General features: G+C 67.6%; 18 protein-coding genes. 1 reads left to right on the forward strand and 17 read right to left on the reverse strand.

From position 1 onward, the window contains the following. Window positions 1-17 precede the first annotated feature (17 nt). The 12 genes from rpsS to ACFY30_RS03590 all read right to left on the reverse strand — a co-directional run bounded on the left by rpsS (window position 18) and on the right by ACFY30_RS03590 (window position 10,756). The gene (gene rpsS, locus ACFY30_RS03535) at window positions 18-299 is read right to left on the reverse strand and encodes a 30S ribosomal protein S19 (RefSeq protein WP_023547380.1); all 282 of its coding nucleotides are present in this window, start codon (window positions 297-299) and stop codon (window positions 18-20) included. 12 nt (window positions 300-311) lie between these two features. Next, window positions 312-1,148, reverse strand: coding sequence for a 50S ribosomal protein L2 (gene rplB / locus ACFY30_RS03540; RefSeq protein ID WP_030788280.1), 837 nt, complete (start codon window positions 1,146-1,148; stop codon window positions 312-314). A gap of 38 nt (window positions 1,149-1,186) precedes the next feature. Further along, window positions 1,187-1,606 (reverse strand): 50S ribosomal protein L23, encoded by a 420-nt coding sequence (gene rplW / locus ACFY30_RS03545; protein WP_390658127.1) that lies wholly within the window; start codon window positions 1,604-1,606, stop codon window positions 1,187-1,189. Next, window positions 1,606-2,262, reverse strand: coding sequence for a 50S ribosomal protein L4 (gene rplD, locus ACFY30_RS03550; RefSeq protein WP_390658125.1), 657 nt, complete (start codon window positions 2,260-2,262; stop codon window positions 1,606-1,608). Before rplD ends, rplW begins: the two co-directional genes overlap by 1 nt. 8 nt (window positions 2,263-2,270) lie before the next feature. Further along, window positions 2,271-2,915: a 50S ribosomal protein L3 gene (gene rplC, locus ACFY30_RS03555; protein WP_020135811.1), complete on the reverse strand. Its 645-nt coding sequence runs from the start codon at window positions 2,913-2,915 to the stop codon at window positions 2,271-2,273. 17 nt (window positions 2,916-2,932) lie between these two features. After that, window positions 2,933-3,241, reverse strand: coding sequence for a 30S ribosomal protein S10 (gene rpsJ, locus ACFY30_RS03560; RefSeq protein WP_003948644.1), 309 nt, complete (start codon window positions 3,239-3,241; stop codon window positions 2,933-2,935). Between the two features lie 523 nt (window positions 3,242-3,764). Further along, on the reverse strand, window positions 3,765-4,904 hold the full coding sequence (locus tag ACFY30_RS03565; protein WP_390843488.1) for an acyltransferase family protein: 1,140 nt from the start codon (window positions 4,902-4,904) through the stop codon (window positions 3,765-3,767). Between the two features lie 178 nt (window positions 4,905-5,082). Continuing rightward, complete coding sequence (gene tuf / locus ACFY30_RS03570; protein WP_390658122.1) at window positions 5,083-6,276, reverse strand: elongation factor Tu; 1,194 nt, start codon at window positions 6,274-6,276, stop codon at window positions 5,083-5,085. Window positions 6,277-6,441: 165 nt separating this feature from the next. Continuing rightward, window positions 6,442-8,568, reverse strand: a complete 2,127-nt coding sequence (fusA, locus tag ACFY30_RS03575; protein ID WP_390843489.1) for an elongation factor G — start codon at window positions 8,566-8,568, stop codon at window positions 6,442-6,444. A gap of 39 nt (window positions 8,569-8,607) precedes the next feature. Further along, window positions 8,608-9,078, reverse strand: coding sequence for a 30S ribosomal protein S7 (gene rpsG / locus ACFY30_RS03580; protein WP_168371942.1), 471 nt, complete (start codon window positions 9,076-9,078; stop codon window positions 8,608-8,610). Between the two features lie 2 nt (window positions 9,079-9,080). Further along, window positions 9,081-9,452 (reverse strand): 30S ribosomal protein S12, encoded by a 372-nt coding sequence (gene rpsL, locus ACFY30_RS03585; RefSeq protein WP_003948652.1) that lies wholly within the window; start codon window positions 9,450-9,452, stop codon window positions 9,081-9,083. Window positions 9,453-9,706: 254 nt separating this feature from the next. Next, window positions 9,707-10,756, reverse strand: coding sequence for a glycosyltransferase family 2 protein (locus ACFY30_RS03590; RefSeq protein WP_390843490.1), 1,050 nt, complete (start codon window positions 10,754-10,756; stop codon window positions 9,707-9,709). Between the two features lie 124 nt (window positions 10,757-10,880). Here ACFY30_RS03590 and ACFY30_RS03595 point away from each other — a divergent pair, with 124 nt between their 5' ends. After that, the gene (locus ACFY30_RS03595; protein ID WP_390843491.1) at window positions 10,881-12,155 is read left to right on the forward strand and encodes a hypothetical protein; all 1,275 of its coding nucleotides are present in this window, start codon (window positions 10,881-10,883) and stop codon (window positions 12,153-12,155) included. A gap of 339 nt (window positions 12,156-12,494) precedes the next feature. Here the strand turns inward: ACFY30_RS03595 and ACFY30_RS03600 are convergent, their stop codons facing one another. The 5 genes from ACFY30_RS03600 to rplJ form a co-directional block, all read right to left on the reverse strand. Further along, entirely contained in the window at window positions 12,495-12,983 is a 489-nt protein-coding gene (locus ACFY30_RS03600) for a DUF1707 and DUF4190 domain-containing protein (protein WP_390843492.1), read from the reverse strand. A gap of 246 nt (window positions 12,984-13,229) precedes the next feature. After that, window positions 13,230-17,129, reverse strand: a complete 3,900-nt coding sequence (locus ACFY30_RS03605) for a DNA-directed RNA polymerase subunit beta' (protein ID WP_390843493.1) — start codon at window positions 17,127-17,129, stop codon at window positions 13,230-13,232. Between the two features lie 97 nt (window positions 17,130-17,226). Continuing rightward, complete coding sequence (rpoB, locus tag ACFY30_RS03610) at window positions 17,227-20,712, reverse strand: DNA-directed RNA polymerase subunit beta (RefSeq protein WP_390843494.1); 3,486 nt, start codon at window positions 20,710-20,712, stop codon at window positions 17,227-17,229. 557 nt (window positions 20,713-21,269) lie between these two features. Continuing rightward, the gene (gene rplL / locus ACFY30_RS03615; RefSeq protein ID WP_390843495.1) at window positions 21,270-21,653 is read right to left on the reverse strand and encodes a 50S ribosomal protein L7/L12; all 384 of its coding nucleotides are present in this window, start codon (window positions 21,651-21,653) and stop codon (window positions 21,270-21,272) included. A gap of 124 nt (window positions 21,654-21,777) precedes the next feature. Then, window positions 21,778-22,308 carry a 50S ribosomal protein L10 gene (rplJ, locus tag ACFY30_RS03620; protein WP_390843496.1) on the reverse strand — a complete coding sequence of 177 codons (531 nt, stop codon included), beginning with the start codon at window positions 22,306-22,308 and terminating at the stop codon, window positions 21,778-21,780. Between the last annotated feature and the right edge of the window lie 230 nt (window positions 22,309-22,538).

A 22,538-nucleotide genomic window follows, 5' to 3' on the forward strand; every position in this document is an offset into this window, starting at 1 on the left:
CTGAATGCGATCCGCTGCTAGCGGCGCTTCGACTTCCGGTCTTCCTTGACGTGACCCCGGAAGGTGCGCGTCGGCGAGAACTCGCCGAGCTTGTGACCGACCATCGACTCGGTGACGAACACCGGGATGTGGGTCTTGCCGTTGTGCACCGCGAGCGTGTGGCCGAGCATGGCCGGCACGATCATGGAGCGACGGGACCAGGTCTTGATGACGTTCTTGGTGCCGGCTTCGTTCTGGGCGTCCACCTTCTTGATCAGGTGGTCGTCGACGAAGGGCCCCTTCTTGAGACTGCGCGGCATCTAAACCCGCTCCTAGCGCTTCTTGTTCGTCTTGCGGCGGCGGACGATGTACTTGTTCGAAGCCTTCTTCGGCGAACGAGTACGACCTTCCTTCTGACCCCACGGGGAGACCGGGTGGCGACCACCGGAGGTCTTGCCCTCACCACCACCGTGCGGGTGGTCGACCGGGTTCATCGCGACACCACGGACGGTCGGGCGAACGCCCAGCCAGCGCTTGCGGCCGGCCTTGCCCCAGTTGATGTTGCTCTGCTCGGCGTTGCCGACCTCGCCGACCGTGGCGCGGCAGCGCTGGTCGACCAGGCGGATCTCACCGGAGGGCATGCGGAGGTGGGCCATCGAGCCCTCCTTCGCGAGCAGCTGCACGGAGGCACCGGCGGAGCGGGCGAACTTGGCACCGCCACCGGGACGGAGCTCGATCGCGTGGATCGTGGTACCGACCGGGATGTTGCGGAGGGCCAGGTTGTTGCCCGGCTTGATGTCGGCCCCGGGACCGTTCTCGACGCGGTCACCCTGCTGCAGGTTGCGCGGGGCGAGGATGTAGCGCTTCTCGCCGTCGGCGTAGTGCAGCAGCGCGATGCGCGCGGTGCGGTTGGGGTCGTACTCGATGTGCGCGACCTTCGCCGGCACGCCGTCCTTGTCGTGACGACGGAAGTCGATCACGCGGTAGGCGCGCTTGTGTCCGCCACCCTGGTGGCGAACGGTCACACGACCGGAATTGTTACGGCCGCCCTTGCTGTGCAGGGGGCGGACCAGCGACTTCTCCGGCGTGGACCGCGTGACCTCGACGAAGTCGGCGACGCTGGAGCCACGGCGGCCCGGCGTAGTCGGCTTGTACTTGCGGATTCCCATTTCTCAGTCCTCGTCCGATACCGGACGATCCGACCCGCTTACGCGGTCGGACCGCCGAAGATGTCGATACGGTCGCCCTCGGCGAGGGTCACGATCGCGCGCTTGGTGGCGGCGCGCTGGCCGAAGCCCGTGCGGGTCCGCTTGCGCTTGCCCTGGCGGTTGATCGTGTTGACCCCGGTGACCTTGACCGAGAAGACCGCCTGGACGGCCTGCTTGATCTGGGTCTTGTTGGCGTTCGGGTCGACGATGAACGTGTACTTGTTCTCGTCGAGGAGCGCGTAGCTCTTCTCCGAGACGACCGGCTTGAGCAGCACGTCACGGGGGTCCGTGTACGCCTTGCTCAGCGGGGTCTCGACGGTGTTCTTGCCCTCGGTGGCGTGGCGCTTCGCCTTGGCGACGCGCGCGGCCTTGGCGGCCTTGGCCGCCTTGGAGGCGATGCTCGGGTGACGCGTAGCCATCAGGCCTCGCTCCCTTCGGTGTCGTTGGCCTTCGGGCCGGCGACGAAGGACTCGAGAGCGGCCTGGGTGAAGACCACGTCGTCCGAGACGATCACGTCGTACGTGTTCAGCTGGCCCGGCTCCAGGATGTGGACCTGGGGCAGGTTGCGGGCGGACAGCCACGCGGCCTCGTCGGCGCGCTCGACGACCAGGAGCAGGTTCTTGCGCTCCGAGATCTTGCCGAACAGCGTGCGAGCGGCCTTGGTGGAGGGGGTCTCGCCCTCGATCACGCCGGTGACGACGTGGATGCGGTTGTGGCGGGCCCGGTCGGTGAGGGCGTGACGCAGGGCGGCAGCCTTCATCTTCTTCGGGGTCCGCTGCGAGTAGTCGCGCGGCACGGGACCGTGCACGACGCCACCACCGGCGAACTGCGGCGCGCGGGTCGAGCCCTGACGGGCGCGGCCGGTGCCCTTCTGGCGGTAAGGCTTCTTGCCACCACCACGGACCTCGCCACGGGTCTTGGTCTTGTGCGTGCCCTGACGGGCAGCCGCGTTCTGCGCGACGACGACCTGGTGGATCAGCGGGATGCTGACCTTCTCCACGCCGAAGATCTCCGCGGGGAGCTCGACGCTACCGGTCTTCTCGCCGGCAGGCGAAAGGATGTCAACAGTGCTCATCGGTTACCTCAGGCCCCCTTGGCCGCGGTGCGGACCAGGACGAGGCCGCCGTTCGGACCGGGAACCGCGCCCTTGATGAGCAGCAGACCCTTCTCCGCGTCAACGGCGTGGACGGTCAGGTTCTGGGTGGTGACACGCTCGTTGCCCATGCGACCCGCCATGCGGAGGCCCTTGAACACGCGGCCCGGGGTGGCGCAGCCACCGATGGAACCGGGCGAGCGGTGCTTGCGCTGGGTGCCGTGACCGGCGCCGAGGCCCTTGAAGTTGTGACGCTTCATGACACCGGCGAAGCCCTTGCCCTTGCTCTTGCCGGTCACGTCGACCTTGATGCCGGCCTCGAACACCTCGGCGGTGATCTCCTGGCCGAGGGTGTACTCGCTGGCGTCAGCGGTACGGATCTCGACGAGGTGGCGGCGGGGAGTGACGTCGGCCTTGGCGAAGTGGCCCTTGAGGGGCTTGTTCACCTTGCGCGGGTCGATCTCGCCGAACGCGATCTGGACGGACTCGTAGCCGTCGACGTCGTTCGTACGGACCTGGGTCACGACGTTGGGGCCGGCCTTGACGACGGTGACCGGAACAACGCGGTTGTTCTCGTCCCACACCTGCGTCATGCCGAGCTTCTCGCCCAGGATGCCCTTGATCTGCTTAGCCATTCTCAGATCACCGACCCTCAGAGCTTGATCTCGATGTCGACACCGGCCGGGAGGTCGAGTCGCATCAGAGAGTCAACGGTCTTGGGCGTCGGGTCGAGGATGTCGATCAGGCGCTTGTGCGTGCGCATCTCGAAGTGCTCGCGCGAGTCCTTGTACTTGTGCGGCGACTTGATGACGCAGTACACGTTCTTCTCAGTGGGCAGCGGCACCGGGCCCGCGACCGACGCACCAGTGCGGGTCACCGTCTCGACGATCTTCTTCGCCGAGGAGTCGATGACCTCGTGGTCGTAGGCCTTGAGCCGGATGCGGATCTTCTGTCCCGCCATGGCTACTCAGTAGTCCTGTCTCTCGTAACGCTCTGGAACCCGGTGTTCCTGTCTCGTTTCTCCGACCCACGCGGTCGGGCGTGTCGCGCTCCCGCTGACACAGATGCCCCTTGTTCGAACATCCCTGCAGGGAATGCACACGGCCCTTCCGGAACCGCAAGCCGGGGACGAAGGTCCACCGGGTGCCTGGCCGGTGCAGCACCGCACTTCCCGAAAGATTCCCGTACGTCCGCCCCAGCGCTGCCTCGCGGCAGTTAGGGCGACGAGTACTGTGGGACTCGCTTCCGGTCCTCCCGACGGGAGGCGCGCAGCATCAACACTCGACCGAGCAACCCCGCTAGTCTGCCATACGGGGCAGCACCTCCGCCAATCGAGCCGGAGAGAATACCCGCAGCGTGACGTAGGTCAAACGCCCCTGGGTGACACCCCCCGCATTCCGCGTCCGGACGTTCGGACGTCAGACCTCGTCGTCGCTTCACAGCCGGCCCGGGCAGGGCCGCCGCGCCTCCCGGGCCACCGCCTGTCACGCACCCCGCACCCGGGCGAACGACCTCTCCAGCCCCCGCTTCACCGCTCCGGCCGCCGGGCGCTCCACGAAGCGGTGTACCGCCCAGCTCAGGACCAGGAAGCCGGCCAGGAGCGAGGCCAGGAGGAGCCGGGCGTCCATGGTGTCGCGCAGGCGGCTGATGACGGCTGTGCCCGCCGCGTAGTGCATCAGATAGAGGGGGTACGTCAGGCTTCCCGCCGTCACCAGCCAGCGCCGGCGGACGCGGTCCGTGAGGCCGAGCGCCACGGCGAGCATGACCAGCAGGAACACCGTGAAGACGGCCAGCGCGCCCCGCCAGCTGCCCACGTGCTCGACCTCGTCGATCCGCTGGCCCAGTTCCCTCTGGCCCATGAGCCAGGCCATCGCGAGGATGCCCCACAGGAGCAGGTCCTGACCGAAGCGGTGCATCAGGTACAGGGCGAGGCCGGCGATGAAGTACCAGGCGGCCTCCGGGTCGGCGACCAGTTCCAGCAGGGGCAGCCGCGCGACCGGCGCGAGCATGGCCGCCGTGCCCCAGACGCAGCAGAACAGCACCACCCGGCGGTAGGTCAGGCCCATCCACACCACGACCAGGAACAGCAGGTAGAAGCGCAGTTCGGACCACAGGGTCCAGTAGACGCCGTCCACGTTCCGCACGCCCGAACCCGACTGCAGCATCGTCAGGTTCAGCAGAACGTCCCGCGGCCGCAGCCGCTCCCAGACCCCCGGCAGCGCCACCAGCACGCCCGTCGTGAACAGCACCGCGAACCAGTAGGCGGGGTAGAGCCTGATGACCCGCGAGACGAAGAACTGGCGCGGTGTCCGCCCCCAGCACGACATGCAGATCACGAACCCGCTGATCACGAAGAAGATCTCGACGCCGATCCAGCCGTAGGCGGCGACGTGGAAGACCGTCGGCATGATGTCCGACGTCGGGCGGTCCCAGACCGGGTTGCCCGGCCGGTTCACTCGGCGGGTGCCGGCGTAGTGGTGGACCGCGACCATGAGGGCGGCGAGGAGCCGGATGCCGTCGAGGGCGTACAGGCGGGGGCGCCGCTCGCGGCGGGCCGGCGGCGGGGGCACCGTGAGCGGTGCGCGCAGCGGCTGTGCGGTGCGTATGAGAGGCAGGCCAGACATTCCGGCCAGGCTAGGCGGGTCACAGCTGCCTCACGGGGAACGCGGGGCAACGTTCGTCAAGGGTTCACCCGCCGCACATCCGTGCGACCCGGACAGGCGAGAGGGCCCGTACGACCGGAGTCGTACGGGCCCTCTCTCAGGTGCTCAGCTCAGGCTGTGCCACCAGTCAGGCGCAGGATCACTTCGTGATCTTGGTGACCTGGCCGGCGCCGACCGTCCGGCCACCCTCACGGATGGCGAACTTCAGGCCCTCTTCCATGGCGACGGGCTGGATGAGCTCCACCTTCATCTCGGTGTTGTCACCCGGCATGACCATCTCGGTGCCCTCGGGGAGGGTCACGACGCCGGTCACGTCCGTCGTACGGAAGTAGAACTGCGGACGGTAGTTGTTGAAGAACGGGGTGTGGCGACCACCCTCGTCCTTCGACAGGATGTAGGCCTGGGCCTCGAACTCGGTGTGCGGGGTGACCGAGCCCGGCTTGATGATGACCTGGCCGCGCTCGACGTCCTCGCGCTTGATGCCGCGGAGCAGCAGACCGACGTTCTCACCGGCCTGGCCCTCGTCGAGCAGCTTGCGGAACATCTCGATGCCGGTGACCGTGGTGGTGGTCTTCTCGGTCTTGATGCCGATGATGTCGACGGTCTCGTTGACCTTGAGGACACCACGCTCGATACGGCCGGTGACGACCGTACCGCGACCGGTGATGGTGAAGACGTCCTCGATCGGCATCAGGAACGGCTTGTCGACGTCACGCTCGGGCTCCGGGATGGAGGTGTCGACAGCGTTCATGAGGTCCAGGACCGACTGGGTCCACTGGGCGTCGCCCTCGAGCGCCTTCAGCGCCGAGACGCGCACGACCGGCAGGTCGTCGCCCGGGAACTCGTACTCGGAGAGGAGCTCACGGACCTCGAGCTCGACGAGCTCCAGGATCTCCTCGTCGTCCACCATGTCGGCCTTGTTCAGGGCGACGACGATGTACGGAACGCCGACCTGGCGGGCCAGGAGCACGTGCTCCTTGGTCTGCGGCATCGGGCCGTCGGTGGCGGCGACCACCAGGATCGCGCCGTCCATCTGCGCGGCACCGGTGATCATGTTCTTGATGTAGTCCGCGTGACCCGGGCAGTCGACGTGGGCGTAGTGACGCGCCTCGGTCTGGTACTCGACGTGCGCGATGGAGATGGTGATACCGCGCTGACGCTCCTCGGGCGCCTTGTCGATGTTGTCGAACGGGGTGGCCTCGTTCAGGTCCGGGTACGCGTCGTGCAGCACCTTGGTAATGGCGGCCGTGAGGGTCGTCTTACCGTGGTCGATGTGACCGATGGTGCCGATGTTGACGTGCGGCTTAGTCCGCTCGAACTTCGCCTTCGCCACTGGGGTCCTCCTGTGGAGTGGTTCTGTACGCCTTACTTCATCGGCGCCAGGTGATCTTTGCTGTTAAGTCCCGGGCCCCGGGGCAAACCCCGCGAACGAGAACGAACGCGGATGAATGCCCCTGGAGGCTCCGGAGTCAAGCCTACGGCGTGTGAACGGAGTGTGTTACTCGCCCTTGGCCTTCGCGATGATCTCCTCGGCGACGTTCCGCGGAACCTCGGCGTAGGAGTCGAACTGCATCGAGTAGCTTGCGCGACCCGAGGTCTTGCTGCGGAGGTCTCCGACGTAGCCGAACATCTCCGACAGGGGCACAAGACCCTTGACGACGCGGGCACCGGCCCGCTCCTCCATGGCCTGGATCTGGCCACGGCGGGAGTTGATGTCGCCGATGACCTCGCCCATGTAGTCCTCGGGCGTGGTGACCTCGACGGCCATCATCGGCTCGAGCAGCACGGGGCTGGCCTTGCGCGCGGCCTCCTTGAAGGCCTGCGAGCCGGCGATCTTGAAGGCGAGCTCGGAGGAGTCGACCTCGTGGTAGGCGCCGTCGATCAGCGTCACACGCACACCGGTCATCTCGTAACCGGCGAGGATGCCGAACTGCATGGCCTCCTGCGCACCGGCGTCGACCGAGGGGATGTACTCCTTCGGCACACGGCCACCAGTGACCTTGTTGACGAACTCGTACGACGTGTCGCCGCCCTCGATCGGCTCGATGCCGATGATGACGCGCGCGAACTGGCCGGTACCACCCGTCTGCTTCTTGTGGGTGTACTCGACCTTCTCGACGGCCTTGCGGATCGTCTCGCGGTACGCGACCTGCGGCTTGCCGACGTTGGCCTCGACCTTGAACTCACGGCGCATACGGTCGACCAGCACCTCGAGGTGCAGCTCGCCCATGCCGCCGATGATGGTCTGGCCGGTCTCCTCGTCCGAGTGGACCTGGAAGGACGGGTCCTCCTCGGCCAGGCGCTGGATCGCGATGCCCAGCTTCTCCTGGTCGCCCTTCGACTTGGGCTCGATGGCGACCTGGATGACCGGGGCCGGGAAGTCCATGGACTCCAGGATCACCGGGTTCTTGTCGTCGCAGAGCGTCTCACCGGTGGTGGTCTGCTTCAGGCCCATGACGGCGACGATGTCGCCGGCGCCCACCGACTCGATCTCCTCACGCTTGTTGGCGTGCATACGGTAGATCTTGCCGATGCGCTCCTTGCGGCCCTTGACCGAGTTGAGCACGGCGGTGCCGGACTCGAGGCGGCCGGAGTACACGCGCACGAAGGTGAGCTTGCCGAGGTGCGGGTCGCTCATGATCTTGAACGCCAGCGCCGACAGCGGCTCGTCGTCGGACGGCTTGCGCTTGACGACCGTCTCCGGGTCCTTGACGTCGTGGCCCTCGATGGCCTCGATGTCGACCGGCGACGGCAGGTAGCGCACGACCGCGTCGAGCAGGGGCTGAACGCCCTTGTTCTTGAACGCGGTACCGCAGAACACGGGGGTGACGGTGGTGCCGCCGCCCTTGCCGGACGCGATGGTGATCCGACGGATCGCCGCGTAGAGCTGCTCCTCGGTGGGCTCGGTGCCCTCGAGGTACAGCTCCATGAGCTCCTCGTCGTTCTCCGCGACGGCCTCGAGCAGCTTGCCGCGCCACTCCTCGGCCGCCTCGGTGTGGGTGGCCGGGATGTCGACGACGTCGTACATCTCGCCCTTGGTCGCCTCGGCGGACCAGACCAGGGCCTTCATGCGGACCAGGTCCACGACACCCTGGAAGTCGGCCTCGGCACCGATGGGGAGCTGCATCACGATCGGCTGCGCGCCCAGGCGGTCGACGATCATGTCGACGCAGCGGTGGAACTCGGCACCGGTGCGGTCGAGCTTGTTGACGAAGCAGATGCGCGGAACGCCGTAGCGGTCCGCCTGACGCCACACCGTCTCGGACTGGGGCTCGACGCCGGCGACGCCGTCGAACACCGTCACGGCACCGTCGAGCACGCGCAGCGACCGCTCCACCTCGACGGTGAAGTCGACGTGGCCCGGCGTGTCGATGATGTTGATGGTGTGGTCGACGTCTTCCAGCGGCCAGTGACAGGTGGTGGCAGCAGAGGTGATCGTGATGCCACGCTCCTGCTCCTGCTCCATCCAGTCCATGGTGGCAGCGCCGTCGTGGACCTCACCGATCTTGTACGAAACGCCGGTGTAGAACAGGATCCGCTCGGTGGTGGTCGTCTTGCCCGCGTCGATGTGGGCCATGATGCCGATGTTGCGCACCTTGGCCAGGTCAAGCGAAGTGGTAGCCATAAGGCTTCAGTCTTCTCTCGGTCTCGATGTGGACTGCGACTACCAGCGGTAGTGCGCGAAGGCCTTGTTGGACTCGGCCATCTTGTGCGTGTCCTCGCGCTTCTTCACAGCGGCACCGAGGCCGTTGGACGCGTCGAGGAGCTCGTTCAGCAGACGCTCGGTCATGGTCTTCTCGCGACGGGCGCGGGAGTAACCGACGAGCCAGCGCAGCGCCAGGGTGTTGGCACGGCCGGGCTTGACCTCGACCGGGACCTGGTAGGTGGCGCCACCGACACGGCGGGACTTGACCTCGATGGTCGGCTTGATGTTCTCGAGAGCGCGCTTCAGCGTGATGACCGGGTCGTTGCCGGTCTTGTCGCGCAGGCCCTCCATGGCGCCGTAAACGATCCGCTCGGCAGTCGAGCGCTTGCCGTTCAGCAGCACCTTGTTGATCAGGGAGGTCACCAGAGGGGAGCCGTAAACCGGGTCGATGATGACCGGGCGCTTCGGGGCGGGGCCCTTACGAGGCATTCTTACTTCTCCTTCTTGGCGCCGTAACGGCTGCGAGCCTGCTTGCGGTTCTTGACACCCTGGGTGTCGAGCGAACCGCGGATGATCTTGTAGCGAACACCCGGCAGGTCCTTCACACGGCCGCCGCGCACGAGCACGATGGAGTGCTCCTGCAGGTTGTGTCCCTCACCCGGAATGTAAGCGGTGACCTCGATCCCGCTGGTCAGACGCACACGCGCGACCTTACGCAGGGCCGAGTTCGGCTTCTTCGGGGTGGTCGTGAACACACGCGTGCAGACGCCACGACGCTGAGGGGAACCCTCGAGTGCGGGCGTCTTGTTCTTCTCGACCTTGTCCTGCCGGCCCTTACGGACCAGCTGCTGGATCGTAGGCACTACTTCTCCGGTTTCTGTGTGCCGATGGGTACAGCTAACCTGGAACATCGCCGACCCACGCGGTCGGGTGTGTCGGATCCCGCGGACTTCCGCCGCGAGGCAGAAAGAAAGCACGGATCACGGTGGCCGCTCTTTGCCCCGGTGCGGTGTGATGGCACGCACGAGGGCCAGGGCACACCCCAGGCACAAGGTCTGAGCGTACCCAGCGCAATCACTCCGGTCAAAACAGAAGCAGTACGTCCGACATGCGGCGGTTACGTTCGCGAACCCGACCGCTGGTGTGGTACGGGGGTTTCCGCGCCCTTCGCCTCCGGGGTTCCCGGGTCCCCCGCCGCCGCCTCCTGATGCCCGGCCGCGGTGTCGTGGCCGACGAAGTACGTCGGACGGTTCTGCACGGCCGTGTAGATACGGCCGACGTATTCGCCGAGCAGGCCCACGCAGATCAGCTGGACCGCGCCGATGAACAGCACGCCGGTGAAGAGCGAGGTCCAGCCCGGGACCGTGTGGTCGAAGGCGTGGGCGCTCAGGGTGTACGCCATCAGCGCCAGACAGACCAGGAAGGCGAAACCGCCGAGCCAGGTGGCGATGCGCAGCGGGGCGGCGGAGAATCCTGTGACGCTGTCGACGGCCAGGCGGATCATGCGGCCCAGCGGGTACTTGCTCTGCCCGGCCGGACGCGGGGCGCGCTCGTACCTCACCTGCCCGCTGGGGAAGCCGAGCCAGGGCACCAGGAGCCGGTAGACGCGCTGCTGGTCGGGAAGCGCCTTGAGGGCGTCCACGGCGGCCCTGCTGAGCAACCGGAAGTCGCCGGCCTGGGCGGGCACGGACGGTCCGGCCAGCCGCCGCACGAGCCGGTAGTACAGCCCCGCCGTCCACCGCTTGAAGCCGGTGTCGCTGGCGCGGTCGGCGCGGATGCCGTAGACGATGTCGAGGTGCTCGGCGCGGGCCAGCTCCAGCATCTCGGGGATCTTCTCGGGCGGGTCCTGGAGGTCGGCGTCGATGCTGACGACGTAGGCGCCGCGGGCGCGGTCCAGGCCGGCGGTGAGGGCGGCCTGGTGGCCGGAGTTGCGGCGCAGGCCGATGATCCGCAGTTCCGGCCAGCCCAGACGGAAGGCGGCGAGCAGCTCGGCGGTGCGGTCGGTGGACCCGTCGTCGACGGCGACGACCTCGTACGCCGCGCCGAGACCGGCGAGGACCGGGCGCAGTCTGCTGACCAGCGCCGGAAGGACCTCTTCCTCGTTGTACATGGGTATGACGACCGACAGGACGGCCGCCCCGGCCACGGTGTTCGACGTCTCCGTCACGCGCCCTCCCCTCACCTGTGGCGCACATGTGCGACGCTGGTGCGATCTTATGACCACGCTTCACGATCAACCGGACAGCGGCTGCGCCCGGGGTCCGGCGATCGACCCAGGGGGGACCCCAGTCATGAGCACGGCCCGCAGCGACGCGGCGACGGACTCCGCCATACCCGAAGACCGGGACCGGCCGCAGCAGGGCCGCCGGCTCGCTCTGCCGGACGGTCTACGACCGTACCTCTCTCCGCTGCTCCTGTACGGCGTGACGAAGCTGGTCGGTCTGACCGTCTTCGCCTGGCTGCTGGAGTGGGCCGACGACTACCAGAAGAAGAACCCCCGCTTCGGCGGCGGCACCCACTGGTGGGACGTCCTCGCCACCTGGGACGGCTGGTGGTACCTCCAGGTCGCGGAGAAGGGGTACGACCCCCGGCCGCTGGAGCGGCTCGCGCCCGGCGGTCTCTTCACCGTCAAGCAGAACTCGGTGGCGTTCTTCCCCCTCTACCCCGGGCTGATCAGGGGAGTGTCCGAGGTCACCGGCCTCGGCCTGTACGGGTCCGCGATCCTGGTGTCCGTCCTGGCCTCCTTCGTGGCGGCGGCCGGGATCTACGCCGTGATCTCGACGCTCGCGGGGGTGCGGGCGGGCACGATCGCGGCCGGGCTGTGGGCCGTGGTGCCGGGCGCCGGCGTGGAGTGGGCGGTCTACTCGGAGTCGGTGTTCGTCGCGATCGCTTCCTGGTGCTGCTACTGCGTGATGAGGCGGCGGTGGGTGGCGGCCGGGATGCTCGCCTTCCTGGCGGGACTGAACCGGCCGACGTCCGCCGCGCTCATAGGGGCCGTGGGGCTCGCCGCGATCGTGACGCTGGCGCGGCGGGAGAGCAGGCGTGAGCACGGCGTCGCAGGCCCGGTGTACGCGATGCTCGCCGCACCGCTGGGGCTGCTCACCTACATCGCCTGGGTGGGGCTGAGCATGGGCGACCTCACCGCCTACTTCACGCTCCAGCGCGAGGGGTGGGCGCACTACTTCGACTTCGGCGCGTACACGCTGGACGTCCTCGGCAACACGGCGGTCGGCCACAACCAGTACCTGTTCGCCTTCGCCGTGCCCGATCTGCTGGGCGTCCAGATCGTGCTGGCACTGCCCTTCCTGGTGGCGCTGATGCTGCGCAGGAAGCCGCCGCTGGTGCTGGTCGCGTACGCGCTGGCGTCGATCGTCACCGTGCTGGGGACGCAGCAGATGTTCGGCAACACGGGGCGGTACCTGCTTCCCGTGTTCCCGCTCCTGCTGGCCCCCGCGGCGGCGATGAGCCGGCTGAAGTGGCCGAGCCTGGCCGTGTTCTTCGCCACGGCGTCGATCGCGTCCGGCTGGTACGCGCACTACGTGATCTTCGAACTGGGCATTCCGTAGCGCGGCCCGGCCGGGCATCGCGCGGCCGGGCGACGCGCGGCCGGGCGGCGCGCAGCCGGGCGACGCGCGGCCGGGCGGCGGGTGCCGGGCATCGCACGGCCGGGCGGCGGGTGCCGGGCATCGCGCGGCCGGGCATCGCGCAGCGGGGCGGCGGGTGCGGGGCGGCGCGCGGCCGGGCGGCGGGTGCCGGGCGGCGGGTGCGGGGCATCGCACGGCCGGGCATCGCGCGGCCGGGCGGCGGGTGCGGGGCGGCGCGCGGCCCGGCGGCGGGTGCGGGGCGGCGCGCGGCCCGGCGGCGGGTGCGGGGCGGCGCGCGGCCCGGCGGCGGGTGCGGGGCGGTCAGCCGGAGGAGGAGATCCCCGCCAGGACGAGGACCATCACGAAGAACGCCCAGCCCGCCACGGAGAGCCAGCCCAGGACGAGGCCCGCGATGGCGAACCCGTCGCCACCCTCGCCGGTGCGGCGGATCTCGGCGCGGGCCTTGTGGCCGAGGATCACGGCGGGCAGGCCGGTGAGCCCGGCGGTCATCGTGGTGAGCACCCCGCAGACCATGGAGCCGACCGCCTTGCCGTTCGTGGGCGGCGGCGGGGCGGGCAGGAACGTACGCGGGACGGGCGGGCCGAAACCCGGGGGCGGGCCGAGGGCCGGCTGGACGGCCATGGGCCCCTGCGGCAGATCGGACACGACGAGTTGCAGCTCGCCGACCGTACGGGCCTGGTACGCGCGCTCGACGCGCTTGGTGAACTCGTCCTGCTGCAGGCGTCCCTCACTGAAGCCGGCCCTGAGCACGTCCACGGCGCGCTCGCGGTCGGCATGGGACGCGAGCATCGAGGCTCCGCTCGGCACCTGCCCCTGCGGCTGCCATGGTGACGGATAGGACACGGGCACCTCCCCCCGGACGGCTGAATGTCTCCATCATCCATCAACGCGCCGTGGCTGCCCACGGTTCCCCGGCCGGCGCGGGTCACGGTTCTCAGCCGGACATGAGGTCATCGGTCAGACGGGCGGACGCCCGCCGGGCATGCCGAAAGGCGGTCACCCCGTGTGCAACGGGGTGACCGCCCTTTCGGTCGGTTACTGGTTGTACGGACCGTAGTCGTAGTCCTCCAGCGGGACGGCCTGGCCGGAGCCCGTGCCGAACGGCGAGTAGTCGATGTCGTCGTAGCCGACAGCCGAGTACATCGCGGCCTTCGCCTCCTCGGTCGGCTCGACCCGGATGTTGCGGTAGCGGGACAGACCCGTACCGGCCGGGATGAGCTTACCGATGATGACGTTCTCCTTGAGGCCGATCAGGGAGTCGGACTTGGCGTTGATCGCCGCGTCCGTGAGGACCCTGGTCGTCTCCTGGAAGGACGCCGCCGACAGCCAGGACTCCGTGGCCAGCGAGGCCTTGGTGATACCCATGAGCTGCGGACGACCGGAGGCCGGGTGACCGCCCTCCTGGACCACACGACGGTTCTCGGTCTCGAACTTCGAGCGCTCGACCAGCTCGCCGGGCAGCAGCTCGGCGTCGCCGGACTCGATGATCGTCACACGGCGCAGCATCTGCCGGATGATGATCTCGATGTGCTTGTCGTGGATCGACACACCCTGCGAGTTGTAGACCTTCTGGACCTCGCCGACCAGGTGGACCTGGACGGCACGCTGGCCCAGGATGCGCAGCACGTCGTGCGGGTTGGTGGCACCCACGGTGAGCTTCTGGCCCACCTCGACGTGCTCGCCCTCGCTGACCAGGAGCCGGGCACGCTTCGAGATCGGGTACGCCGTCTCGTCGCTGCCGTCGTCCGGCGTGATGACGATCTTCTTGGTCTTCTCGGTCTCCTCGATCCGCACGCGGCCGGAGGCCTCGGAGATCGGGGCGACACCCTTCGGGGTACGGGCCTCGAAGAGCTCGACGACACGCGGCAGACCCTGGGTGATGTCGTCACCGGCCACACCACCGGTGTGGAAGGTACGCATCGTCAGCTGGGTACCGGGCTCACCGATGGACTGGGCGGCGATGATGCCGACCGCCTCACCGATGTCGACCAGCTTGCCGGTGGCCAGCGAGCGGCCGTAGCACATGGCGCAGGTGCCGACGGCGGACTCGCAGGTCAGGACCGAGCGGGTCTTGACCGTCTCGACGCCGTGCTTGACGAGCTCGTCGATGAGCACGTCGCCGAGGTCGGTACCGGCCGGGGCCAGCACCTTGCCGTCGACCACGATGTCCTCGGCGAGGCAGCGCGCGTACACGGACGTCTCGACGTTGCCCGTCTTGCGCAGCACGCCGTCGTCGCCGCGCTCGGCGATCGCCAGCTTGAGGCCGCGCTCGGTGCCGCAGTCCTCCTCGCGGATGATGACGTCCTGCGAGACGTCCACCAGACGACGGGTCAGGTAACCCGAGTCGGCGGTACGCAGGGCGGTGTCCGCCAGACCCTTACGGGCACCGTGCGTGGAGATGAAGTACTCCAGCACGGAGAGGCCCTCACGGAAGGACGCCTTGATCGGACGCGGGATGGTCTCGTTCTTCGCGTTCGACACCAGACCACGCATACCGGCGATCTGCCGCATCTGCATCATGTTTCCTCGGGCACCCGAGTCAACCATCATGAAGATGGGGTTCGTCTTGGGGAAGTTCTCGTTCATCGCCTCGGCGACCTCGTTGGTCGCCTTGGTCCAGATCGCGATGAGCTCCTGCGTGCGCTCTTCCTTGGTGATCAGACCGCGCTCGTACTGCTTCTGGACCTTCTCGTCCTGCGCCTCGTAGCCGCGGACGATCTCCTTCTTCGCCTCGGGAACGACGACGTCGGAGATGGCCACGGTGACACCGGAACGGGTCGCCCAGTAGAAGCCGGCCGCCTTCAGGTTGTCGAGCGTCGCCGCCACGATGACCTTGGGGTAGCGCTCGGCCAGGTCGTTGACGATCTCGGAGAGCTGCTTCTTGCCCACCGAGTAGTCGACGAACGGGTAGTCCTCGGGCAGCAGCTCGTTGAAGAGCGCACGGCCCAGAGTGGTGCGCAGGCGGAACGTGTCCCCCTGCTGCCACTCGGGCTCGCCCTCCTCCTGCGCCGGCGGGGTCCAGCCGCGCGGCGGGATGGTGCCCACCGGGAAGCGGATGTCGATCGTCGACTGCAGCGCCAGCTCGCCGGCGTCGAACGCCATGATCGCCTCGGCCGTGGAGCCGAAGGAACGGCCCTCGCCCTTGGTGTCGCGCAGCTCGCCGTCGGTGGTGAGGAAGAACAGACCGAGGACCATGTCCTGGGTCGGCATCGTCACCGGACGGCCGTCGGCGGGCTTGAGGATGTTGTTCGAGGACAGCATCAGGATGCGGGCCTCGGCCTGCGCCTCCGCGGAGAGCGGCAGGTGCACGGCCATCTGGTCACCGTCGAAGTCCGCGTTGAACGCGGTGCAGACGAGCGGGTGGATCTGGATGGCCTTGCCCTCGACCAGCTGCGGCTCGAAGGCCTGGATGCCGAGGCGGTGCAGGGTGGGCGCACGGTTCAGCAGCACCGGGTGCTCGGCGATGACCTCTTCGAGGACGTCGTACACCACGGTGCGGCCGCGCTCGACCATGCGCTTGGCGCTCTTGATGTTCTGCGCGTGGTTCAGGTCGACCAGGCGCTTCATCACGAACGGCTTGAAGAGCTCCAGCGCCATCGCCTTCGGCAGACCGCACTGGTGCAGCTTCAGCTGCGGACCGACGACGATCACGGAACGCGCCGAGTAGTCGACACGCTTGCCGAGCAGGTTCTGACGGAAACGGCCCTGCTTGCCCTTCAGCATGTCGCTGAGGGACTTCAGCGGACGGTTGCCGGGGCCCGTCACCGGGCGGCCGCGACGACCGTTGTCGAAGAGGGCGTCAACGGCCTCCTGAAGCATGCGCTTCTCGTTGTTGACGATGATCTCGGGCGCGCCGAGGTCGAGGAGCCTCTTCAGACGGTTGTTGCGGTTGATCACACGGCGGTACAGGTCGTTCAGGTCGGAGGTCGCGAAGCGGCCACCGTCCAGCTGCACCATCGGACGCAGGTCCGGCGGGATGACCGGCACGCAGTCGAGCACCATGCCCTTGGGGCTGTTGCTGGTCTGCAGGAACGCGGAGACGACCTTCAGGCGCTTGAGCGCACGGGTCTTCTTCTGGCCCTTGCCGGTACGGATGATCTCGCGGAGCTTCTCGGCCTCCTCGTCGAGGTCGAAGGACTCCAGGCGCTTCTGCAGCGCCGCGGCACCCATCGAACCGTCGAAGTACGTGCCGAAGCGGTCGCGCAGCTCGCGGTAGAGCAGTTCGTCGCCCTCGAGGTCCTGGACCTTGAGGTTCTTGAAGCGGGTCCACACCTCGTCGAGACGGTCGATCTCGCGCTGGGAGCGGTCGCGCAGCTGCTTCATCTCGCGCTCGGCGCCTTCGCGCACCTTGCGGCGCACATCGGCCTTGGCGCCCTCGGCCTCGAGCTCGGCCAGGTCGGCCTCGAGCTTCTTGGCGCGGGCCTCCAGGTCGGCGTCCCGGCGGTTCTCGATCTGCTGCCGCTCGACGGAGACATGCGCCTCCAGGGAGGGCAGGTCACGCGTACGGCGCTCCTCGTCGACGTACGTGATCATGTACGCCGCGAAGTAGATGACCTTCTCGAGGTCCTTGGGAGCCAGGTCCAGCAGGTAGCCCAGCCGGCTCGGGACACCCTTGAAGTACCAGATGTGCGTGACGGGCGCGGCGAGCTCGATGTGGCCCATCCGCTCACGGCGCACCTTGGCACGGGTGACCTCGACGCCGCAGCGCTCGCAGATGATGCCCTTGAAGCGGACGCGCTTGTACTTGCCGCAGTAGCACTCCCAGTCCCGGGTCGGACCGAAGATCTTCTCGCAGAAGAGTCCGTCCTTCTCGGGCTTGAGGGTGCGGTAGTTGATGGTCTCGGGCTTCTTGACCTCGCCGTGGCTCCACTGACGGATGTCGTCAGCGGTGGCCAGACCGATCCGGAGCTCGTCGAAGAAGTTGACGTCGAGCACTATGCGTCAATCCCTCTCAGGGTTGTAAGTCTTGGGGTCTGAAACGGGGGTCCCGGGGCCGGCGGACCTTGGTGGGTCAAGGTCCGCCGGACTCCCGTCAGACCTCTTCGACGCTGCTCGGCTCGCGCCGGGACAGGTCGATGCCGAGCTCCTCCGCAGCGCGGAAGACGTCCTCGTCGGTGTCACGCATCTCGATGGACATACCGTCGCTGGACAGCACCTCCACGTTCAGGCAGAGCGACTGCATCTCCTTGATGAGCACCTTGAAGGACTCGGGGATGCCGGGCTCGGGGATGTTCTCGCCCTTGACGATGGCCTCGTAGACCTTCACGCGGCCGGTGACGTCGTCGGACTTGATGGTCAGCAGCTCCTGGAGGGCGTACGCGGCGCCGTAGGCCTCGAGGGCCCACACCTCCATCTCACCGAACCGCTGGCCACCGAACTGGGCCTTACCACCCAGCGGCTGCTGGGTGATCATCGAGTACGGGCCGGTCGAGCGGGCGTGCAGCTTGTCGTCGACCAGGTGGTGCAGCTTCAGGATGTACATGTAGCCGACCGAGATCGGGTCCGGGAACGGCTCACCGCTACGGCCGTCGAACAGCCGCGCCTTGCCGGACGGGAGCACCATGCGCTCGCCGTCGCGGTTCGGGATGGTGTGCTGCAGCAGACCCGCGAGCTCGTCCTCACGGGCGCCGTCGAAGACCGGGGTGGCGACGTTGGTGCCCGGGGCGACCTGGTCGGCACCGATGGCCTGGAGGCGCTGCGCCCACTCGTCGGCGAGGCCGGAGACGTCCCAGCCGCGGCTGGCGAGCCAGCCGAGGTGGATCTCCAGGACCTGTCCCGGGTTCATCCGGGACGGCACACCGAGCGGGTTGAGGATGATGTCGACCGGGGTCCCGTCCTCGAGGAACGGCATGTCCTCGATGGGCAGGATCTTGGAGATGACACCCTTGTTGCCGTGGCGGCCGGCGAGCTTGTCACCGTCGGTGATCTTGCGCTTCTGCGCAACATACACACGGACCAGCTGGTTGACGCCGGGCGGCAGCTCGTCGCCCTCCTCGCGGTCGAAGACGCGCACACCGATGACCTTGCCGGTCTCGCCGTGCGGCACCTTCAGCGAGGTGTCACGGACCTCACGGGCCTTCTCACCGAAGATCGCGCGCAGCAGGCGCTCCTCCGGCGTCAGCTCGGTCTCACCCTTCGGGGTGACCTTGCCGACGAGGATGTCACCGGCGATGACCTCGGCACCGATGCGGATGATGCCGCGCTCGTCGAGGTCGGCGAGGACCTCCTCGGAGACGTTCGGGATGTCCCGGGTGATCTCCTCGGGGCCGAGCTTGGTGTCACGGGCGTCGACCTCGTGCTCCTCGATGTGGATCGAGGAGAGGACGTCGTCCTGCACGAGGCGCTGCGACAGGATGATCGCGTCCTCGTAGTTGTGACCCTCCCACGGCATGAACGCCACGAGCAGGTTCTTGCCGAGGGCCATCTCGCCGTTCTGGGTGGCCGGACCGTCGGCGAGGACCTGGCCCTCGATGATCCGGTCGCCCTCGTTGACGATGACCTTCTGGTTGACCGAGGTGCCCTGGTTGGAGCGGGCGAACTTGGCCAGCCGGTAGGTGATGTAGGTGCCGTCGTCGTTGGCCGTGGTGATGTAGTCCGCGGAGACCTCCTGGACCACACCCGCCTTCTCGGCCTTGACCACGTCGCCGGCGTCGACGGCGGAGCGGTACTCCATGCCGGTGCCGACGAGCGGGGACTCGCTCTTGATGAGCGGCACGGCCTGGCGCATCATGTTCGCGCCCATGAGGGCACGGTTGGCGTCGTCGTGCTCGAGGAACGGGATCATGGCGGTCGCGACCGACACCATCTGGCGCGGCGAGACGTCCATGTAGTCCACGTCGTCACCGGGGACGTAGTCGACCTCGCCGCCACGGCGGCGGACCAGGACGCGGTTCTCGGTGAAGCGCAGTTCGTCGTCGAGCGTGGCGTTGGCCTGCGCGATGACGAAGCGGTCCTCTTCGTCGGCCGTCAGGTAGTCGACCTCGTCGGTGACGACGCCGTCGACGACCTTGCGGTACGGCGTCTCCACGAAACCGAACGCGTTGACGCGGCCGTAGGAGGCGAGCGAGCCGATCAGACCGATGTTCGGGCCTTCGGGCGTCTCGATCGGGCACATGCGGCCGTAGTGCGAGGGGTGCACGTCACGGACCTCGAAGCCGGCCCGCTCACGGGAGAGACCACCCGGGCCAAGAGCCGACAGACGGCGCTTGTGGGTGAGACCCGACAGCGGGTTGTTCTGGTCCATGAACTGCGACAGCTGGCTGGTGCCGAAGAACTCCTTGATGGAGGCGACGACCGGCCGGATGTTGATCAGGGTCTGCGGCGTGATCGCCTCGACGTCCTGGGTCGTCATGCGCTCACGCACGACGCGCTCCATACGAGCCAGACCGGTGCGGACCTGGTTCTGGATGAGCTCGCCGACGCTGCGCAGACGACGGTTGCCGAAGTGGTCGATGTCGTCGGTCTCGACGACGATCGTGTCACCGCTGTCGCCGACCGTCTCGGTCTCGCCGGCGTGCAGCTTCACCAGGTACTTGATCGTCGCGATGATGTCCTCGACGGTCAGGATGCCTGCGTCCAGCGGCGCGTCCGCGGCCAGCTTCTTGTTGACCTTGTAGCGGCCGACCTTGGCGAGGTCGTAGCGCTTGGGGTTGAAGTAGAGGTTCTCGAGCAGCGTCTGCGCGGCCTCACGCGTCGGGGGCTCGCCCGGACGGAGCTTGCGGTAGATGTCGAGCAGCGCGTCGTCCTGGCCCTGGGTGTGGTCCTTCTCCAGGGTGGCGCGCATGGACTCGTACTCGCCGAACTCCTCGAGGATCTGCTCGGTCGTCCAGCCGAGCGCCTTCAGGAGGACGGTCACCGACTGCTTGCGCTTGCGGTCGATGCGGACACCGACCATGTCGCGCTTGTCGATCTCCATCTCCAGCCAGGCACCCCGGGACGGGATGATCTTGGCGGAGAAGATGTCCTTGTCGGACGTCTTGTCGATCGAGGAGTCGAAGTACACACCCGGCGAACGGACCAGCTGCGACACCACGACACGCTCGGTGCCGTTGATGACGAAGGTGCCCTTGTTCGTCATGAGCGGGAAGTCACCCATGAAGACGGTCTGGGACTTGATCTCGCCGGTCTCGTTGTTGGTGAACTCGGCCGTCACGAACAGCGGAGCCGCGTACGTGAAGTCGCGTTCCTTGCACTCGTCGATGCTGTTCTTGGGCGGCTCGAAACGGTGGTCGCGGAAAGTCAGCGACATCGACCCGGAGAAGTCCTCGATCGGGGAGATCTCCTCGAAGATCTCCTCGAGGCCGGACTTGGTGGGGACGTCCTGACCGTTCTCCAGAGCCTCCTCGACCCGACTCTGCCAGGCGGTGTTGCCGAGCAGCCAGTCAAAGCTCTCGGTCTGCAGCGCGAGCAGGTTCGGAACCTCGAGAGGCTCCTTGATCTTTGCAAAGGAGATGCGCAGCGGGGCGGTGCTGGCGCCGTTGTTCGTATTCGCGGTCGAGGCGTTGCGCGAGGCGGCCAAGAGGGGGTCCTTCCGAGGGCTCGGACTCACTACGCGCGTACCGGCCCCTCTTCCACGCACGGAGACAGAAATCCCAGGTGGGGAGGTTCTGTCGTCGATGCTAGGGCGAGGGCATGCCCCTGGTGACGGGCAGGGGACAGCTAACAGGCAGCGCAAAGGGTCAGTGTAGCCACTTGGCACACTGATGTCCAGTGCGGGTTTTTCGCGACCCTCGTTGTTCTCAACGCCCTCGGTCTGCTAGCCCTCAACGCACGGTGATACTGCCCTCTTCGTCGTCGATCCATGCCTCGGAACTCGGATCGTTGTGACGACGCGTCCTGAGAATTGCGCGCTGCGTGCGGTTCGTCAAGGCCCCCCATGCCCGAACTCGGAGCCCGGAGACACGACGAAGATCACCATACCCCCCGCTTGCGCAGGTGCAAGGCAACCGCGGCCGCACCCCCGAGAACGACGAAGAGCGACCACCCGGATGGATGATCGCTCTTCGGTGCGCGGGCGTTACAGCCCCGAGGGAACTGTTTCAGCCAACGCTGCGGCCGTGGGCGGCCGCGAAGGTGTTACTTGACCTCGACGGAGGCGCCGGCGCCCTTGAGGGACTCGGCGGCCTTCTCGGCGGCGTCCTTGGCGACCTTCTCGAGAACGGGCTTCGGGGCGCCGTCCACGAGGTCCTTGGCCTCCTTCAGACCCAGGGAGGTCAGCTCACGCACGACCTTGATGACCTGGATCTTCTTGTCGCCGGCGCCGGTGAGGATGACGTCGAACTCGTCCTTCTCCTCGACAGCGTCGACCGGGGCGCCCGGGACGGCCGGACCGGCGACGGCGACGGCCGCGGCGGCGGTGACGTCGAACTTCTCCTCGAACGCCTTCACGAACTCGGAGAGCTCGATGAGGGTCATCTCCTCGAACTGCGCGAGCAGGTCTTCCTGGCTGAGCTTCGCCATGGTGGGCGATCCTTCCACTAATTCGGCTGGTGCCGGATGTACATGTCTGGCGGGCGTACGTTCGGCCCGCTACGACCTCGCCTCAGGCGGACTGCCTCAGGCTGCGGTCATTTCGCGAGCCGAGTTACTCGGCACCGCCCTGCTCGTCCTGCTTGGCGCGAAGCGCGTCCACGGTGCGGACGAGCTTCGACGGGAGCGCCTGGAAGACCTGAGCAGCCTGAGTCTGCTTGCCCTTGAAGGCGCCCGCCAGCTTGGCGAGCAGAACCTCGCGGGACTCGAGGTCCGCAAGCTTCTTGATCTCGTCGGCGGACATCGCCTTGCCGTCAAGGACACCGCCCTTGATGACGAGGTTCGGGTTGTCCTTGGCGAAGTCACGAAGACCCTTCGCCGACTCCACCGGGTCACCGGTGACGAAGGCGACCGCCGTCGGACCGTTGAACAGGTCGTCGAGCGAGGAGATCCCGGCCTCGTTGGCCGCAATCTTGGTCAGCGTGTTCTTCACCACGGCGTACTGGGCGTTCTCACCGAGCGAACGACGCAGCGTCTTGAGCTGCGCCACGGTGAGACCCCGGTACTCGGTCAGCACGGCGGCGTTCGAGCTACGGAACTGCTCCGTGAGCTCGGCCACCGCGGCAGCCTTGTCGGGCCTTGCCATAGAGCGTCGGCCTCCTTTCCGGGTGATAGAGGACCGCTCGGAAGGGGCGGGACAAACGAAACGCCCCGGCGCAGGCGCACGGGGCGTAGCTCGACCGAACGAATTCCGTGGGCGGATTCCGGTCCGGGAGCACTTCCACTGTCACCTGCGCGGGTCGTCCGCTCATCAAGCGGATCCTTCGGCCGCCGCACCCTCTCGCGAGCGCACAGCAACGACCAGCGGTCTTTGGC

It is taken from the genome of Streptomyces sp. NPDC000345 (genome assembly GCF_042898825.1).
Lineage (GTDB): Bacteria > Actinomycetota > Actinomycetes > Streptomycetales > Streptomycetaceae > Streptomyces.